This is a genomic window from Agriterribacter sp., from assembly GCF_035497235.1.
In the GTDB taxonomy this organism is placed as follows: Bacteria; Bacteroidota; Bacteroidia; order Chitinophagales; family Chitinophagaceae; genus Agriterribacter.
Genome location: NZ_DATJEB010000030.1, coordinates 37,441 through 55,041, shown reverse-complemented (window position 1 = coordinate 55,041; position 17,601 = coordinate 37,441). Strand labels below are relative to the sequence as shown.

Genomic DNA, 17,601 nt, shown 5'->3' with positions numbered 1-17,601 from the left:
GAACCGGGAAACCGGGCGGTAGCCGGAAATAAACAGCGGCAGAATGTAAATAAATGATAAACAAAAGCCTTATTTTTATTAGCCTATAATCTTCAATTTCCGGGTAATGATGTTGAGTAAATGGTCTGTATCAGCACAGGGTAATTTTAACAGGGAGGGATCTTTGTTTGTTCACCGGTCCTTTCATATTGTGTACCTTGATGATCATAAGTTATTCAGTAATGGGCTTTTCGAGCTTTGCATAAAGCCGTTTTTCCCCCTGGCCAATGTAACGATACTGGCCAACGGCGATGACGCGTACGCGTACATTAAAAGCCAGATTGATGGTAACAACCGTATTGACCTGTTTATAACAGACATTAATCATCCGGGTTTGAAAGGAGACGTATTGATTAAAATGATACGGCAGTATGAAAAGGAAAAGGACTGTGATTTTCGCATACCCATTGTAGTTATAACGATGATGGTTTACGCGTTTGTGCCGGAACTTGTTGCCGCAGGCATGGATATGGTTGATTGCTACTTCAGCAAAATGGCTGAAGCATATGAAATCGTTGATGGCATTGAAGAGCTGTTATACTGAGTTTCCTGCCGGGTAGGAAGAACAGGCAACGCTGGCGTTCAGCAGGAATGGGTACAGTACTTATGATGATACGGTTTCAGGATAAATTTCAATAACTTCGGTACATGCTTTTTGTTTTCCTCATACAATGGTTACTGCAGGTTGCTGAACCTGCTCCGCCGCAATTTCGCGGGCAGGTTATAGATGATCATATATCCATAGGGTATGGTATAGCCTTAGGCGATGTGGATGGCGATGGGAAGCCCGATATTTTGCTTGCCGATAAAAAGCAGATCGTATGGTACCGTAATGGCGACTGGAAAAGACGGGTAATAGCGGAAAATCTTACGGAACACGATAATGTTTGTATTGCGGCGCAGGATATTAACGGAGATGGAAAAGTGGAAGTGGCTGTTGGCGCGCAATGGAATCCTTCCGAAACGAGTAACGCAGATCAATCCGGTGCAGTATTTTATTTGAAGCGACCTGCCAATCCGGAACAAATGTGGGAACCGGTAAGGCTGCCACATGAACCCACTACACACCGCATGAAATGGGTGAAAGCCGATGATGAAAAATATTACCTGGTAGTGCTGCCGCTGCATGGGCGTGGCAATAGTGGAGGCGAAGGGGCGGGGGTTAAGGTGCTGGCTTACCAGTACCCGGATGATGTAAATGGCGAATGGAAAATATTTATGCCGGATGCCAGTATGCACCTTACCCACAATTTTGATATGCACCTGTCTGAAAATAAAAAACAGAACGGTTTGTATATTGCCGGAAAAGAGGGCATAAGATGGATTAAAACTGATTTTTCAAAACAAGCTGCGGGCAAAGCCACTGCTATAGCGGGAATGGAGCAGGCGGCAGGGGAAGTGCGCGCAGGCAAACTGGCGCCGGACAAAAGTTTTATTGCTACCATTGAACCCATGCACGGCACAGCGGTAGTAGTATATGTAAGAGATGATAATGCGAAAAGAATAGTACTGGATGATGATGTAAAAGAAGGGCATGCGCTGGCCGTTGCAGATTTTTTGGGCGTGGGGAGCGACCAGGTAGTTGCGGGATGGAGAGCGCCCGGTAAAGAAGGAAAAGTAGGAGTGAAGCTTTACGTTAAAAAAGACGCCGGCGGAACGCAATGGCAACCGTACTGGATAGACGATAACGGGATGGCATGCGAAGATATACAGGTAATGGATCTGAACGGCGATGGCAAACCCGATATTGTTGCTTCGGGCAGGGCTACCCAAAACCTGAAGATATACTGGAATGTATCCCGCAAATAATTAGATGCTGCTCTGTGGCTATACCCCACGTGCTGCTCACGAATAATTTTTTCAGCCGTATCTTTGATCCTCTTATCATAAAGGAATAGTATATTATGGATAGAGCGTTGTGGGCCGAAAAGATCATTCGTCAGCCGCACCTGTTACCGGAGTTGCGTATAGCGGGCGAAAAAATCATAAACAAAGAAAGAATATCAGAAGAAGACGGGCTGATACTTTTTGAAAAAGCAAGTTTGCCATTTGTTGGCACTTTAGCTAACCTGGTGAGGGAAAGACTGCATGGCGATATTACTTATTTCAACCGCAATTTTCATATTGAGCCTACCAATATATGCGTGTTTAGTTGTAAATTTTGTTCTTACAGCCGTTTGTATGCCCATAAGGAAGAAGGGTGGGAACTGAGCGTGGATCAGATGATGGATATTGTGCGCGGTTATGATGGCAGACCGGTAACGGAAGTGCATATAGTAGGAGGGGTACATCCTAAAATGAACCTGCAATTTTTTGCAGACCTTATGCGGCAGATCAAAGCGCATCGCCCGGAACTGCACATCAAAGGCTTTACACCGGTTGAGTTGGACTATATGATCCGTAAGGCTAAGCTTTCTATTGAAGAAGGGATGAAGCTTCTCCATGAAGCGGGTTTGGATTCTTTGCCCGGTGGCGGCGCCGAAATTTTTAACCCGGAGATCAGACAGCAGATATGCGATGATAAGGTAGATGCGGAAGGCTGGTTGCGTATACACGAAGTGGCACATGCACTAGGAATGCATACTAATGCTACCATGCTGTACGGGCATATTGAAAAGTACTGGCACCGCATTGATCATATGAAAAGATTGCGCGACCTGCAGGATAAAACAGGCGGCTTCAATACCTTTATTCCTTTAAAATTCCGCAACAGCAATAACGAAATGAGCCATGTGCCGGAATCGTCTGTAGTTGAGGATATGAAGATGTATGCTGTGGCGCGTTTGTTCATGGATAATTTTTCGCACCTGAAAGCCTATTGGCCCATGCTGGGCAGGCAGAATGCGCAACTAACCCTGTCGTTTGGTGTAAACGATATGGATGGTACTATTGATGATACTACGAAAATTTATTCTATGGCAGGCAGCGAAGAACAAAATCCTGCAATGAATACTACCGAACTTGTGGCGCTTATACAACAGGTAAAACGTAAGCCCATAGAGCGCAATACTTTATACCAGGTAATCAGGGATTATAGCCTTGAAGCAGCAGCCCTGTAAAAGTGAGAAGTGAACAGTAAATGGTGAGTGGGAAGGAGTACCAGCCCCATCGTTAGTAGTGTTTAACTCATAACTGACTGCTGATAACCGATACCTGCAACTTGTAACCTGCCCCCTTAATCGGCCGCTTTTACCGAGCCGCTGCCGTGTATTTTTGACGTAACGGAACCGCCGCCTTTATAGGTAATATCGCCGCTGCCGTTAACCGTAGCGTTTAATTTTACGCTGGCAAACACGCTAATATTCCCGCTGCCGAAGGTTTTAACCACGGCATTTTCGGCTTTCAGTTCAGTGGCGTCAATTTTTCCACTGCCTGTAGTGCTGCACTTTATATCTTTGGTAATGCCACTAAGGTAAATATCTCCCGATCCGGTTATTTTTGCTTCTATAGCAGGAGCGTCTACTTCCAGTTTCATATTACCGGAGCCGGTTATACCCAGCTCTATTTTATCGTTGCCTGTAAACTTTGTTTCACCCGTAATATCTCCCGAACCTGTTATATCAACTTCCCGCAACTCGGGCAGGATTACCGTTACGGTTACATCCCGGCGGGTATTGATATTAATATTGTCTGTATACTTTACCTTTAATTTCCCATCGTTTACGTAGGTTTCTATATAAGGGATGATATTCTCTTCCCCATTTATTTCCACGGCATGGCCGGCGCCTTTTACGAGGTGTACATTCATGGAACCACTGAGCTGAATGTCTTTAAAGTTGCTTACTGTTCTGGATTCCGTGGTTATATTTCCATTTCCCTGAACAGTTTCGCGGTAGTTGCAGGAAATAAAAAAGACAATGACTGGGAGTGACAGGAATAATTTTTTCATGCAGCGTGTTTTTTGCAGAACAAACCTAATATAAATAAGTAACAAGTGGAAACAAATGCTAATGACATACAGCATAAAGTTCGAATCCTGAATGTCGAAATTCGAAGGGAAACAGGAAGAAGTGAGGGGGGGAAGTGAGTAGTGAGTAGAAGAAGGAGTATCCATCCTGTCATTAGTAATTACTATACCTGATAGCTGAGACCTGATACCTGACATCTTTTACACCAAATCGTTCAGCGCGGCTTCTATGGAAGGGAATAAAAACTGGAAGCCGGTGGCACGTATTTTATCAGCATTTAAGGTGCTTCCTTTTAGCAATTCAGCGCTCATTTCTCCAAGTATCCATTTTAAAATAAAGGACGGAACATACACCGCAATATAAAACGATCCTTTCATTTTCTTTGCCAGATCAATAACCAGGGTTTTATTATCAACAGGTTTTGGCGCAACGGCATTATAAACGCCATGAAGCTGTTCATTTTCTATAGCATGTATATAAATGCGGCAAATATCATCAATATGAATCCAGCTTTGCATTTGCCTGCCGCTGCCTAATATGGCGGCTATGCCAAACCGTACGGGCCGGATAAATGCTTTAAGGGCGCCACCTCCGGCGCTCAGTGCCAAACCTGTTCTTATTATTACCAGTCTTTTTCCTATGGATGTTACAGGTTCAATACTTTCTTCCCATGCTTTGCAGGTTTCACCCAAAAAGCCGGGAGCGGCCGGCATATTTTCTGTAAAAGCCTGCGTTTCTTTTTTCAGCAGGCTGTCATCGCCATACCAGCCCATAGCAGAGGCATTGATAACCGCTTTTACCTTGTTGGCATTTTCTTTCAGCGCCTTCACAATAAGCTGTCCGCTCTGTATCCTGCTTCCGGCAATTACTGTTTTTCTTTTAGCCGTCCACCGTTTGTCTGCAATGCCTGCGCCTGCAAGGTTAATGATATAGTCCGCTTCCTGCACAGCCGCTATATCTATAGCTGCTTTAGCCGGATTCCATAACGCGTAGTGAGGATTTGAAGTATCATTTTTATTCCGCTCTTTCTTATTGCGGGTAAGGATAATAACACGATATCCTTTTTCAATAAGCAGTCCGGTAAGCCTGTTGCCTATTAAGCCCGTGCCACCTGTTATGAGTACTGTTGCCATGATGTGCAGTAAAGGTAACCAATGATACCATTAAAAAAAGAGACGGCAGGTGTTGGCTCCCAACGTCTCTCTTATCAATATGGCATGTGATTATGTATTTTTTTCAACGGAGCTAAAACTGTATTTCAATATCCGCTCTTCCTCAACCCGCACCAGCCACCCACTATTCGCCACTCACTATTGATTACTCACCCTGTCAGTCTGGCTTTTTGCCATCTAAGAAAGTATTGATGGTGCTTATTTGTGTTTGATCATTTTCATCCGTTTTAACGGTATAATTGCTGTAAAATTTCTCAACCGAGGTCAGTGCATCCTTTAAATGAAAATTGCGGCGAACATAAGCCGGCACAGTTTCAAACTCATTGTTTGAATCGGCAGCATTTACGTTGTACGACAAGTTGCGCAACTTGTTTAAACGTTCTGCTGCACGACGCTTTTGATCTTCGGCCTCGTCCTGCATCGCAGGTTCCTCGGCCGAATAGCTTTCGCTTTGAGTTGATCGTGCCACGGGCCCGTTCGCCGCATTGGGATCTTTAATCACCATTTGCATTTCATTTACCTTCCCGTCGGTTGGCGCATTACTTAGCAAAGGCGATGGCTCTTCAACAGGATTATTCGTTTTGGATTGTAAATGATCAGGTTCCTCGGCATAGATGTTGGATGGCTTTGATAAATAACCACCTGACGTCGGGGTGGTGCTAGCTTCTTTATTAAATATGGTATAATGATCAACTTTTGAAATAACCGGTTCAGTGCCTGCAGGCGAATGCGTTGTGTGGGTTTCAATGGTTATGGAAGGTGATGAAGGTAATGAAGTTATTGATAAGTTCAATATTTCTTTCTCCTCATTCTTCACTTTTTCGATGGATGGAGAAGCCGCGGTTATATCCATGAAATTTCTTGTTTCAGCCACTTCTATGATCTGTGGTGCCATGGGATCTGCTATGGCTTCCACTACTACGGCGGGCGCCGGTTGTTTTGGCTCGTTTCCGCTAAGGGTAAGCAATATCTTTTCTTCTTTGCCCTGCTCCTTTTGTTCAACCGGGTCATTGATTGCGTCCTTATTTTCAAATCCTGTGGCAATCAATGTAATACCTATTTTATCGCCCAGTGAATTGTCATACCCTAATCCCATAATTACATTGGTATGTTCACCCGCCTGGCTCAACAGGTAATTTTGTATAGTATCTACTTCATCCATTGTAAACTCCGTGTCGCCTTCGGCAGAATTGATGTTGATCAGTATCCATTTGGCGCCACTAATATCATTATCGTTGAGCAAAGGCGAGTTAATAGCGTCCTGGATAGCTTTTTGCGCGCGGCTTTCACCATCTGCTGTAGCGCTGCCCAGTATGGCCACACCACCGTTACGCATAACCGTACAAACATCGGCAAAGTCAACGTTAATTTGCCCGGTTGTGTTAATTACATCCGTAATACATTTCGCAGCGGTAGCCAGCACATTGTCTGCTTTTGAAAAAGCGGCCCGCATGGTAAGATTGCCATACTGGTGGCGCATTTTATCGTTGCTGATAACCAGCAGGGTATCTACATAATCTTTTAGTTTTGTTATCCCTTCCTCTGCCTGTGCAAATCTTTTTTTACCTTCATAAGCAAAAGGCGTGGTAACTATTCCTACGGTAAGTATGCCTAAATCTTTACATATTTTAGCCAGTATAGGAGCGCCGCCGGTACCCGTTCCGCCACCCATGCCGGCAGTAATAAACGCCATCTTGGTATTTACTTCTAATATACGCCTTATTTCTTCTAAGCTTTCTTCGGTTGCCTGTCTTCCAATGTCTGGATTGGCACCTGCTCCAAGCCCCTGCGTGAGCATGGGGCCCAGTTGCACTTTATTAGGCACTTTGCTTAAGGCCAGCGCCTGTGCATCGGTATTACAGATAATAAAGTTTACGCCTTCAATGTCCTGGCCGAACATGTAGTTCACTGCGTTGCTTCCGCCGCCTCCAACGCCAATTACTTTAATGATGGAGGATTTCTCTTTAGGCAAATCAAAGTGTATCATAATAACGGTTAATTTAATCTTATCAGTGCTTTACTAAATAAGAGATGGTGAAGTAATGGGTAGTTCGTATTTTGAAATTGTTTTTTAATAATATTTTTTAAAGTGAAGGTCTGCTCCTTTGCAGGATCGCTCATCACCGGGTTGTTATTTCAACTGTTCATCGCCCTCCTCTTTAAATAATTCTATTAGTCCGCCTTTAATGGAATCCATAAATTCCTTCAGGCTTTTGGCCCGCTTTTTTGTTTTTTCGGCCCCAATGCCGCTTTCCTTTTTCTTTGTTTTACGGGTTTCCTGTTCCTCTTTTTTTTCTTCCTTTGGGATGAACGTTGTATATTTTTCTTTGTCTATAGTATTTTCATACACATTATATCCTTTCAATATTAACCCGATACAGGTGGCGTACATAGGCCGGCTTAGCTCTTCAATGTGTCCGGAAGCCAGGTGTTCATTCGGAAATCCAATGCGTGCATCAAGCCCGGTAACATATTCTGCAAGCTGAATCAGGTGTTTGAGTTGTGAGCCGCCGCCGGTAAGAATGATACCCCCATTAAGCATTTTATTTTCGAGTCCTACCTGCTTAAGATGATAGGTAACAAAATCTAATATTTCACTCATCCTGGCCTGTATAATACCTGCAAGGTTTTTTACGCTGATCTCTTTTGGCGTCATGCCGCGCAGTCCCGGAATAGTAATGTAAGCGTTGCTTTTGGCTTCGTCTGCGAGGGCGCTTCCGAACTGCACTTTCATTTGCTCGGCCTGTGTTTTTAAAACGCCCAAACCGGTTTTAATATCGTTGGTTATATTTTCGCCGCCAAAGGGAATAACGGCAGTGTGTTTTAAAATACCCTCATAAAACACGGCAAGATCTGTTGTGCCGCCCCCTATATCCACAATTACCACACCTGCTTCCAGGTCCTGCTCGCACATTACAGCAGCGGCTGATGCCAGGGGCTGTAACACCAGGTCTTTTACGGCAAGCGCAGATTTTTCAACGCTCCTGTTAATGTTGCGAATAGCGTTTCTGTCGCCTGTAATAATATGAAAATTGGCGCCCACTTTTACGCCGCTGTAGCCAATAGGATTAGTGATATTCTGAAAATTATCTACAGTAAATTCCTGCGGTATCACGTCAATAATCTGGTCGCCTGCAGGAATATAGGTTTTATACTGGTTGTAGATCAACTGGTCAATTTCGCCCTGTGCAATTTCTTCATCTGTATTTTGCCTTACAATATCACCTCTTGTTTGCAAACTTTTAATGTGATGACCGGCTATGCCTACATACACCTCGCTGATCTCCAGGTTGGGATTGGATGCATAGCAATTTTCCAGGGCAGATTGTATGGCTTTAATGGTTTGATCAATGTTCAGTACCATGCCGTGTTGCACGCCATTGCTGTTGGCCCTTCCAAAACCTAATATTTCTAATTTGCCGTACTCGTTTTTTCGCCCTGCTATGGCTGCAATCTTGGTAGTTCCGATATCCAGTCCTACAATAATGGGTTGTTCAGTGTTCATGGTGGTTGGTTTATTGCGTTGTGTAACTATTGTTATTGTTTAATGGATTAGGAATGATAATACTGCGCGTGGTGTCTTTTCGTGTAGCTACCACCTGCCCCCTGTACTGCACATTAATAGCGGAATAGGTATTCCATCCCACCTTTGCCAGCACTTCTTTATAAAATATGTATAGCTTCCTGAATTTCTTTTCCAGGTCGTATCCATCTCCTAATACGATAATATGATCTCCTATTTGCGGAGATAGTTCAAAGCTTTTTTGCTGCGTATAATCCACCTGTTCAATCTGCGCCAGCCAAAACGGATCGCCTGTAATAAATTCGCTTATTGCTTTAATCTGCAGCAGCAGTACGCTGTCTGTTTTGTTCCATTTTGTTTTGTCTAAAGGGCAATTGGTAAAAACCGGAACGCTTGCCGAAAATTTGCTGCTCAGTGGCAGGCGAACAAATTCCCTGTCTATATAATAGCTTTTGCCACCTGTGGTAAATATCCTGGCTAATGGTTCGCGTTCTTTTATTTTTACCTGTAATGTCTCGTTGTTATCAAAGAACAGTTCGGCGTCTTTTATCCATATATTTCCTTCCAGGGTTTGTTCCATTTGCCGGAGATTAAACTCAGCCAGTGGCCTGCCTTTAATACCGGGCATTATATGGGTGAGCATGCCTCTTATATCATTTTTATCTGCAAAAAGATTATTCTTCACTTCCCTAATCTCTATCTCTAATCCACTGCATATTTTATCATCTCTTTTGCGCATAGCGGCAATGAGCAGCGCAACCAGCGCCACACCGGCCCCGGCCCACAAGATGATGGCAATAAACCTTCCTACTTTTCTTTTGCTTAGCCGCATGTTGTTATATGCTTTCTGTTTTTCACTACTCACTACTCACCTCTCCAGTATTTCCTTTACCGGCCGCACCAGTTGGTCAATATCTCCGGCTCCTGCTGTTATTAGCAGGTTGGGTGTGTTTTGACCGTACCCGTTTTTTATCCAGTGCAGCGCTTCTTCTTTGGACATGATACGTTTATTTTTATTTTTCATTTTGTCGAATATCATTTTGCTGGTTACCCCTGCTATGGGTAATTCTCTTGCGGGATATACCGGTAGCAATATCACTTCATCTGCAAGGTCAAGGCTTGCTGCAAACGCTTCGGCAAAATCCCTGGTTCGGCTGAACAAGTGGGGTTGAAAAACCACGGTACATTTTTTATCAGCGAACAAGCGCTTCGCGCTTTTTATTAAAGCCTCCAGCTCTGCCGGATGATGCGCGTAATCATCAACATACACTGTTTGGCTATTGCCTGAAGGAGGGATGATGTATTCAAACCTCCGCTTCACTCCTTTAAAATCTGCTATGGCCGCTTTTATTTTTTCATCTTCGATATGCAGTTGCTTCGCTATTGCTATAGCTGCAACGGCATTTTCAATATTGTGCAAACCACCCATGTTCAGCGCTACGGCTTTTAACCACCCGCCTGTTGTATATACATCAAACGCGTAGCCGCCTTCCCTGTTCGTAATATTAGCCGCATAGGTGCTGGCATTACTATGCTGAAGGCTGTAGGTGAAATGATGATCTGCTTTTAAATCCGCCGATCTTTTTAATCCCCATTTGCTGAACAGTGTGCCTCCTTTTTTTACCTGGCCGGCAAAATCAACGAATGCCTGCTGCATTTCCTCTTCCGTTCCGTATATATCCAAGTGGTCGGCATCCATTGCACTAATAACAGCAATATCGGGACGCAGCTTTAAAAAGCTCCTGTCGTATTCATCTGCTTCTACCACGCATACATTTTTTTCACTGCTCCAGAAGTTACTGTTATAGTTGGCTGCAATACCACCCAGGAAAGCGTTACAGCCATAACCTGAATGGCGAAGCAAATGCGCCGTCATAGTAGTAATGGTGGTTTTGCCATGCGTTCCGGCTATGCATATGTTAAAAGAACTTTTGGTGATCGCACCCAGTACATCGCTTCGCTTTAAAAGCGTATAACCATTTTGCCGGTAATACAACAGCCCTTTATGTTCTTTGGGAATGGCCGGCGTATATACTACCAGGTCTGCTGCTTTAGCAATATGCTTTTCGTCATCTTCATAGTATACCGTTATTCCCTCTTTCACCAGTTGCCTGGTAAGATCTGTTTCTGTTTTGTCGTACCCGCTTACTTTTTTACCTTTTGCATTAAAATAACGGGCAAGCGCACTCATGCCTATCCCTCCAATACCAATAAAGTAAACCTCCTGTATGTCATGTAGTTCTTTCATTTTTAATACATCCTTCTTAAGTGTTATGCGCTGTGCTATTCAATATTTACATCCATTCAGATTGCTTTTAGCACTTCAGTTGCAATTGCTTCGGCTGCATTGGTTATAGCCAGTTGGCCGATATTATTTTTTAATTCCTGCCTTTCCGTATCATTTAAGGCCAGCGCTATCGCTCTTTCAGTTAATTTGTCTTTCACGTCCCTGTCTTTTATAACTAATGCTGCCCGTTTTTCCGCCAAACGGCTTGCGTTAACTGTTTGATGATCTTCAGCGGCAAACGGAAAGGGTACAAATATTACTGCCTGTTTCACTACGCACAATTCGGCTACCGACATGGCGCCCGACCTGGATATCACTACGTCTGCCGCTGCAAAAGCATTTTCCATACTGCCTATGAAATCATTCGTCCATATATTTTCCATTCCCTGCGTTAACTGCCTTGCCTGGTCAGCAAATAATTTTCCGGTTTGCCATATCAACTGCAGGTTGTTTTTTCCAAACTCTGCTATATGCGCCGCTATCGCTTCATTGATGGATTTTGCCCCAAGACTTCCGCCCGTTATAAGAATGGTTTTCTTTTGAGGGTTCAGTCCAAAAAGCCGGAGCGCTTCCTCCCTGCTGATCCTGCTGTTTACAATAACATCTCTTACAGGGTTGCCGCTAACCTGTATTTTTTCGGGGGGGAAAAATTTTTCCATCCCATCGCCACCCGTGAAAATCATTACCGCTCTTTTGCCCAGCAGTATATTTGTTTTGCCTGCAAATGAATTGGCTTCATGAATAAATGTGGGAATACCTTTTTGCTGTGCATACCGCAATACGGGAAAGCTGGAGTATCCCCCCACGCCAATTACCGCGTTGGGCTTAAACCTGTTAACGATTTTCCTTACCTGCAAAAAACTCTTCATGAGCTTAAATGGCAGGGCTATATTTTTGATCAAAGAACTCCGGTTAAACCCTGCTATATCCAAACCCTCAATGGCATAACCAGCCTGCGGCACTTTTTCCATTTCCATTTTTCCTTTCGCCCCTACAAACAACAGCGCTATGGTTTTATCCGCTTTTTTTAACGCGTTGGCAATGGCAATGGCAGGAAAAATATGACCTCCTGTTCCTCCGCCTGCTATGATTATTTTTTTTGCCAATACGTTTTGCTTTTAAATTTATTTTTTATTCTGCCGCTGCCAGTTGCGCTTTTCCTTCCATTTTTTCAGCATTTCGTGCAACGCTTAGTATAATTCCTATAGACATGCACGTAAATAAAAAGCTGCTGCCACCCATGCTTACTAACGGTAACGGAACCCCCGTAACTGGAAACAGGTTTACGTTTACCGCCATATTAACCAGTGCCTGTATAACCAGTGTAAAGCTTAATGCCAATGCCAGGAAGGCGCCAAAAGCAAAGGGGCATTTTTTAAAAATGCGTATGCTTCGGAATAAGAACAGGAGGTACAGAAATAATATTAGTACGCCGCCCAATAGCCCGTATTCCTCTATAATAATGGCATAAATAAAATCGCTGTAAGGATGGGGTAAAAAATTTCGTTGCTCGCTGTTGCCTGGTCCAAGCCCGAGCCATCCGCCTTTGGCAATGGCAATTTTTGCCTGCTGCACCTGGTAGGCGGTTTCTATTTTATCGGCGTAGGCAAAATCCTGTATACGTTTTATCCATGTGGGTATACGTCCCACACTTAAAATAGCCGGCAGATCTTTTGACTGGTGATCTTCCTTGTTATAATAGGAAAAAGCGATGCTTACCAGGAAAATTAATGGTATTAACGCAATACCTATAGTTGCCGCTATATGCTTTATGCTTACCCTGCCAATGAACATCAGCAGTAAACTGGTAGCGCCAATTAATAAAGCGGTTGATAAGTTGGCCGGCGCTATTAATACACAGATAATGCCAACCGGAATGATAAGCGGGAGAAAGCCCTGCTTGAAATCTTTGATATTATTTTGAGACCGGCTAAGCTGCCGAGACAGGTACATGAATAGCGCCAGCCGGGCAAGGTCTGAAGTTTGAAAGGTGAGGTTAATAATAGGCAGCTTGATCCAGCGGGTACCCTCATTAATTTCGGCTCCAAAGAAAAGCGTATATATTAATAACGGTATGGAAAGTACAAACAGGATCAGCGCGGCCCGGGAGTATAAAGTATAATTAATGCGGTGCGCAAAATAAATGATCATGAAGCCAATGGCGGTAAACGCAAACTGTTTAAACAGGTACGATTCCGCGCTTTTGGACAGCCTGTAGGCAAGGGTACCCGTACTGCTGTATATTACCAGCAGGCTCAGCAGGGTTAGCAGTATTACCGCTACCCAAATCACTTTGTCGCCTCTTGTTTTATTTAATAATGCCTGCATAAACTAATTTGAAATTTCAAATTTCAAATTTGAAATTGGTTTTTACCACTCACTACTCATAGCTCTCTTACTGCTTCCTTAAACTGCCTTCCCCTGTCTTCAAAGTTTTTAAACAAATCAAAGCTGGAGCATGCAGGGCTAAGCAATACCACATCGCCCTGGTTGGCCAAATGAAAAGCGGCATGAACGGCTTCTTTGGCACTCGATGTATTTACCATCACTTCAACATGCCTGCCAAATGCTTCATGAATCTTCCTGTTGTCGAGGCCCATACACACAATGGCTTTTACTTTTTCTTTAACCAGTTCCAGCATAGAGCTGTAATCGTTGCCTTTATCAATTCCGCCCAATATCAGTATCACGGGGTGTGTCATACTTTCCAGCGCGTACCAGGTACTGTTCACATTGGTGGCTTTACTGTCGTTGATAAATTCAACGCCCCGAATGGTCAGCACTTTCTCCATCCGGTGTTCAAGGCTTTCGAAATGCTCAACGGCTTCGCGGATTTTTTCTTTTCTTATACCGATCGTCATGCCTGCCAGTCCTGCGGCCATGGTGTTGTACTGGTTATGCTTTCCTTTTATGGCAAAGTCCAGTACACTCATTACAAATTCTTCGTTATCTAAGTGTATTGTCATATTATTTTCGCTCACATAAGCTCCTTTTGGTAGTTCGTACTGCATAGTAAATGGCAATGGGTTAGAAAGTAATGGATGTATTTCCAAATGTTTTGTTATCACAGGATCGTCTGCGCAATAGATGAAATAATCGTTGCGCGTTTGGTTTTTTATGATATTGAATTTTGAGCGGATATAATTTTCAAACCTGTATTCGTAGCGATCCAGGTGATCTTCCGTTATATTCAGCAACACCGCTATATCCGCGTTAAAATTTTCTATATCGTCTAACTGGAAGCTGCTGACTTCCACCACATACAGCGGCTTAGGATCCAGCGCTACCTGCCTGGCAAATGAATAGCCGATATTGCCCGCCACTGCGCAATCCATCCCGCCGGTTTTACATATATGCCCTGTTAAAGCGGTAGTGGTACTTTTTCCATTGCTGCCCGTAATGGCTATTATTTTGCTGCCGCCTTTATACCTGTACGCCAGCTCTATTTCACTGATGACTTTAATACCTTTCGCTTTTATTTTTTGTACCAGTTCATTTTTTTCGGGTATGCCCGGACTCTTTACAACTTCATCCGCGTTTAAAATTTTTTCCGCTGAATGTTTTTCTTCTTCAAATGCAATATCATATTGCTTCAATTCGTTTTTGTATCGTTCAGGTATCTTACCCCCGTCTGAAACAAAGACCTCCATCCCCTGCTTACGGCAAAGGATAGCTGCACCTGTGCCGCTTTCGCCGCCGCCCAATATGACCGTCTTTTTTACCATTGCCTTGTATTAAAAGGGTATTCAACAGATTGATTTCCCCGTAATCATTTTCATTTGCCTGTTAAAGCACAGGCTGGCTTTGTTATATTATAATTTCCCTCTGCCGCTTAGCGCATTTTAAAGGTGGCCAAAGCAAACAATACACACAAAACCGTTACAATCCAGAACCGAACCGCGATCTTACTTTCATGATATCCTAATTTCTGGTAGTGGTGATGGAGCGGACTCATTAAAAATATCCGCCGCCCTTCGCCGTACTTTCGTTTTGTATACTTGAAATAACTGACCTGCAGCATAACGCTCAGGTTTTCTACCAGGAACACGCCGCAAAAAATAGGGATCAGTAATTCTTTGCGCACAATAATGGCCAGCGATGCAATAATGCCGCCAAGGGCAAGGCTGCCGGTGTCGCCCATGAATACCTGTGCCGGGTAAGCGTTATACCATAAAAAGCCTATGCATCCCCCCACAAACGCGCCAACAAAAACCGATAGCTCCCCGAGGTTGGGGATATACATGATGTTCAGGTATTCCGCAAAGCGCGTGCTGCCGCTAACATATACAAATACGCCCAGCCCGGCGCCGATTAATGCGCTTACTCCCGCCGCAAGACCATCTAACCCATCGGTGATGTTGGCCCCATTCGATACCGCCGTTATAATAAAAGTTACCGCTATAATATAAATGAGCCAGGTATACTTGTCGGCCCCTTCGCCTATCCAGCTAATAAGCCTGCTGTAATTGAACTCATGACTTTTTACAAAAGGGATAGTGGTAATGGGTGTTTTTACAACGGCATACCGGTGTTCCTTTCCTTCCATAGTTACAATGGTGTCACCTACTTTTTTTTCTCCTTTCTTCAAAAAGCTTTCTGTAATGGCAGTAGCCTGGGGTTCGTAATACTCTCTCCACACTACTACCCGGTCATTAAAGTAGAGTGTTGCTCCAATAATAATGCCCAGTCCCACCTGCCCGAATATTTTTGTCATGCCAGCCAGACCATCGCTGTCTTTCTTTTTATATTTTTCGCCTTTTGCTATGGCCGTTTTTTTTGCTTTCAGCTTCAGGTAATCGTCCATAAAACCAATAAAGCCCAGCCAAACCGTACACAACAGCATCAGGTGAATGTATACTTTGCTTAAATCGGCGAAGAGTAAAGTAGGAATAAGTATGGCCAGCAAAATAATGATGCCGCCCATAGTAGGTGTTCCTTTTTTCTGTTGCTCTCCCTGCAGCCCCAGCTCCCGTACGCTTTCGCCAATTTGTTTTTTTTGCAGCAGGTTAATAACGCGTTTGCCGTACAGGGTGGAAATTAAAAGCGACAGCAATACCGCCAGCAATACCCTGAAAGTAATGAACTGCATTAACCCGCTTCCGGGAAATTTAATGCCTTCATCTCTTAGCCAGTCAAAAAAATAGTATAGCATAGCTGCGCTTTATTTTAAATTAACCCTTGTTTTATTTTTCCATCAGGTCAAACATATCTTTCAGTACCGTTTTGTCGTCAAAAGGATGTTTCACGCCTTTGATCTCCTGGTATTTTTCATGTCCTTTGCCTGCTATCAGCACAATGTCTTCTTTACCCGCCAGGGCAACGGCTGTTTTAATAGCTTCTTTTCTGTCGGTAATGGATATATACTTTCTCTTTGCCGATGGCTGCAGGCCTTTTTCCATATCCTGTATAATGGCATCCGCTTCCTCGCTTCTCGGATTGTCGGATGTAAATACCACGCTGTCGCTATGTGTGCAGGCCACATCGGCCATTAACGGCCTTTTCGTTCTGTCTCTGTCGCCGCCACAGCCTACTACGGTTATGATCTTCTCGTGTCCCTGCCTTAATTTTTTTACCGTAGTCAGTACGTTCAGCAGGGCATCGGGCGTATGCGCATAATCCACAATGCCAATGATCTTTTCTTTGGGTGAAATGATATATTCAAATCTTCCTTCGGCGCCGGTAAGATTGCTGAGTACCTGCAGCACCCTGTATTTGTCTTCTCCCATACACACGGCTGCCCCGTAAACGGCCAGCAGGTTGTAGGCATTAAATTCACCAATAAGCCTGAAATGCACTTCCTGCTCATTTACATTAAGCTGCAGGCCGGTTATACTATTATCAATAATTTTTCCTTTAAAGTCTGCCATGGTGCGCAGGCTGTAGAAGTATTTTTTGGCTGTGGTGTTCTGTAACATGACGGTCCCTCTTTTATCGTCCGCATTACTAATGGCAAATGCGTCCGGGGAGAGGTTATCAAAAAATGATTTTTTTATACGGATATATTCATCAAAGCTTTTATGATAATCTAAGTGGTCGTGCGTGATATTGCTAAACAGGGCGCCCGAAAAATGCAGGCCGGTTATCCGGTGCTGGTGAATAGCGTGGCTGCTGCATTCCATAAATACATGTGTGCATCCTTCTTCAAGCATCTGTTGCATTAAAGCATTGATGCTAATGGCATCTGGCGTGGTGTGGGAGGCAGGGATGATATTTGTACCAATCTGGTTCTGTATGGTAGAAAGCAAACCGCATTTATATCCCAAACCGCTGAAGAGTTTGAATAGCAGGGTAGCAATAGTGGTTTTTCCATTGGTTCCGGTTACGCCTGTTACTTTCATTTTGGATGACGGGGCGCCATAGAAATTATTGGCCATGTAACCGGCTGCGGCCGCGCTGTTTTCTACCTGCACATACGTAACGTTTTCTTTTTTTATTGCCGGCAATTGTTCGGCGATAATTGCAGTAGCTCCTTTTTGAATGGCCGCGTTAATATAAGCATGCCCGTCCTGCATATTTCCTTTTATAGCAATAAAGCAGCTTTTTTCCGACAGCTTCCTGGAGTCTATCTGTATATCCTTTACCTCCGTGCTCATATTACCCTGCACCGAGCGGATGTTTACCCTGTATAATATGTCCTGTAATACTGCCATTATTTTTTTGTCTGCTTTCTTT

General features: G+C 43.8%; 14 protein-coding genes. 3 read left to right on the top strand and 11 right to left on the bottom strand.

The window, feature by feature from the left end; genetic code table 11:
- The first annotated feature begins 106 nt into the window (after positions 1–106).
- The 3 genes from VL121_RS08180 (at position 107) to mqnE (ending at position 3,098) form a co-directional block, all read left to right on the top strand.
- Positions 107–583 carry a response regulator gene (locus VL121_RS08180; RefSeq protein ID WP_325404052.1) on the top strand — a complete coding sequence of 159 codons (477 nt, stop codon included), beginning with the start codon at positions 107–109 and terminating at the stop codon, positions 581–583.
- Positions 584–687: 104 nt separating this feature from the next.
- A complete protein-coding gene (locus tag VL121_RS08175) occupies positions 688–1,848 on the top strand; it encodes an FG-GAP repeat domain-containing protein (RefSeq protein ID WP_325404050.1) in 1,161 nt (386 codons plus the stop codon).
- 95 nt (positions 1,849–1,943) lie between these two features.
- A complete protein-coding gene (mqnE, locus tag VL121_RS08170) occupies positions 1,944–3,098 on the top strand; it encodes an aminofutalosine synthase MqnE (protein ID WP_325404048.1) in 1,155 nt (384 codons plus the stop codon).
- 116 nt (positions 3,099–3,214) lie between these two features.
- Here the strand turns inward: mqnE and VL121_RS08165 are convergent, their stop codons facing one another.
- The 11 genes from VL121_RS08165 to VL121_RS08115 form a co-directional block, all read right to left on the bottom strand.
- Positions 3,215–3,928, bottom strand: a complete 714-nt coding sequence (locus VL121_RS08165; protein ID WP_325404046.1) for a head GIN domain-containing protein — start codon at positions 3,926–3,928, stop codon at positions 3,215–3,217.
- Positions 3,929–4,147: 219 nt separating this feature from the next.
- Positions 4,148–5,080, bottom strand: coding sequence for a TIGR01777 family oxidoreductase (locus VL121_RS08160; protein ID WP_325404044.1), 933 nt, complete (start codon positions 5,078–5,080; stop codon positions 4,148–4,150).
- 196 nt (positions 5,081–5,276) lie between these two features.
- Positions 5,277–7,106, bottom strand: a complete 1,830-nt coding sequence (ftsZ, locus tag VL121_RS08155; RefSeq protein ID WP_325404042.1) for a cell division protein FtsZ — start codon at positions 7,104–7,106, stop codon at positions 5,277–5,279.
- A 144-nt stretch (positions 7,107–7,250) separates the two neighbouring features.
- On the bottom strand, positions 7,251–8,624 hold the full coding sequence (gene ftsA, locus VL121_RS08150; RefSeq protein ID WP_325404040.1) for a cell division protein FtsA: 1,374 nt from the start codon (positions 8,622–8,624) through the stop codon (positions 7,251–7,253).
- A gap of 10 nt (positions 8,625–8,634) precedes the next feature.
- Positions 8,635–9,507 (bottom strand): cell division protein FtsQ/DivIB, encoded by an 873-nt coding sequence (locus tag VL121_RS08145; protein WP_325404038.1) that lies wholly within the window; start codon positions 9,505–9,507, stop codon positions 8,635–8,637.
- Positions 9,508–9,510: 3 nt separating this feature from the next.
- Entirely contained in the window at positions 9,511–10,890 is a 1,380-nt protein-coding gene (gene murC, locus VL121_RS08140; RefSeq protein WP_325404036.1) for a UDP-N-acetylmuramate--L-alanine ligase, read from the bottom strand.
- Between the two features lie 56 nt (positions 10,891–10,946).
- Positions 10,947–12,035: an undecaprenyldiphospho-muramoylpentapeptide beta-N-acetylglucosaminyltransferase gene (murG, locus tag VL121_RS08135; protein WP_325404034.1), complete on the bottom strand. Its 1,089-nt coding sequence runs from the start codon at positions 12,033–12,035 to the stop codon at positions 10,947–10,949.
- 25 nt (positions 12,036–12,060) lie between these two features.
- The gene (locus tag VL121_RS08130) at positions 12,061–13,257 is read right to left on the bottom strand and encodes an FtsW/RodA/SpoVE family cell cycle protein (RefSeq protein WP_325404032.1); all 1,197 of its coding nucleotides are present in this window, start codon (positions 13,255–13,257) and stop codon (positions 12,061–12,063) included.
- A 56-nt stretch (positions 13,258–13,313) separates the two neighbouring features.
- Positions 13,314–14,654, bottom strand: a complete 1,341-nt coding sequence (gene murD / locus VL121_RS08125; RefSeq protein ID WP_325404030.1) for a UDP-N-acetylmuramoyl-L-alanine--D-glutamate ligase — start codon at positions 14,652–14,654, stop codon at positions 13,314–13,316.
- A gap of 107 nt (positions 14,655–14,761) precedes the next feature.
- Positions 14,762–16,081: a phospho-N-acetylmuramoyl-pentapeptide-transferase gene (gene mraY / locus VL121_RS08120; RefSeq protein WP_325404028.1), complete on the bottom strand. Its 1,320-nt coding sequence runs from the start codon at positions 16,079–16,081 to the stop codon at positions 14,762–14,764.
- 31 nt (positions 16,082–16,112) lie between these two features.
- Positions 16,113–17,579, bottom strand: coding sequence for a UDP-N-acetylmuramoyl-L-alanyl-D-glutamate--2,6-diaminopimelate ligase (locus VL121_RS08115; RefSeq protein ID WP_325404026.1), 1,467 nt, complete (start codon positions 17,577–17,579; stop codon positions 16,113–16,115).
- Positions 17,580–17,601: the final 22 nt, after the last annotated feature.

What these genes read in the sequence shown, in the direction of transcription:
- VL121_RS08180 (WP_325404052.1), top strand. Translation starts at nt 107, where the DNA reads ATGATGTTGAGTAAATGGTCTGTATCAGCACAGGGTAATTTTAACAGG.
- VL121_RS08175 (WP_325404050.1), top strand. Translation starts at nt 688, where the DNA reads ATGCTTTTTGTTTTCCTCATACAATGGTTACTGCAGGTTGCTGAACCT.
- mqnE (WP_325404048.1), top strand. Translation starts at nt 1,944, where the DNA reads ATGGATAGAGCGTTGTGGGCCGAAAAGATCATTCGTCAGCCGCACCTG.
- VL121_RS08165 (WP_325404046.1), bottom strand. Translation starts at nt 3,928, where the DNA reads ATGAAAAAATTATTCCTGTCACTCCCAGTCATTGTCTTTTTTATTTCC.
- VL121_RS08160 (WP_325404044.1), bottom strand. Translation starts at nt 5,080, where the DNA reads ATGGCAACAGTACTCATAACAGGTGGCACGGGCTTAATAGGCAACAGG.
- ftsZ (WP_325404042.1), bottom strand. Translation starts at nt 7,106, where the DNA reads ATGATACACTTTGATTTGCCTAAAGAGAAATCCTCCATCATTAAAGTA.
- ftsA (WP_325404040.1), bottom strand. Translation starts at nt 8,624, where the DNA reads ATGAACACTGAACAACCCATTATTGTAGGACTGGATATCGGAACTACC.
- murC (WP_325404036.1), bottom strand. Translation starts at nt 10,890, where the DNA reads ATGAAAGAACTACATGACATACAGGAGGTTTACTTTATTGGTATTGGA.
- VL121_RS08130 (WP_325404032.1), bottom strand. Translation starts at nt 13,257, where the DNA reads ATGCAGGCATTATTAAATAAAACAAGAGGCGACAAAGTGATTTGGGTA.
- murD (WP_325404030.1), bottom strand. Translation starts at nt 14,654, where the DNA reads ATGGTAAAAAAGACGGTCATATTGGGCGGCGGCGAAAGCGGCACAGGT.
- mraY (WP_325404028.1), bottom strand. Translation starts at nt 16,081, where the DNA reads ATGCTATACTATTTTTTTGACTGGCTAAGAGATGAAGGCATTAAATTT.
- VL121_RS08115 (WP_325404026.1), bottom strand. Translation starts at nt 17,579, where the DNA reads ATGGCAGTATTACAGGACATATTATACAGGGTAAACATCCGCTCGGTG.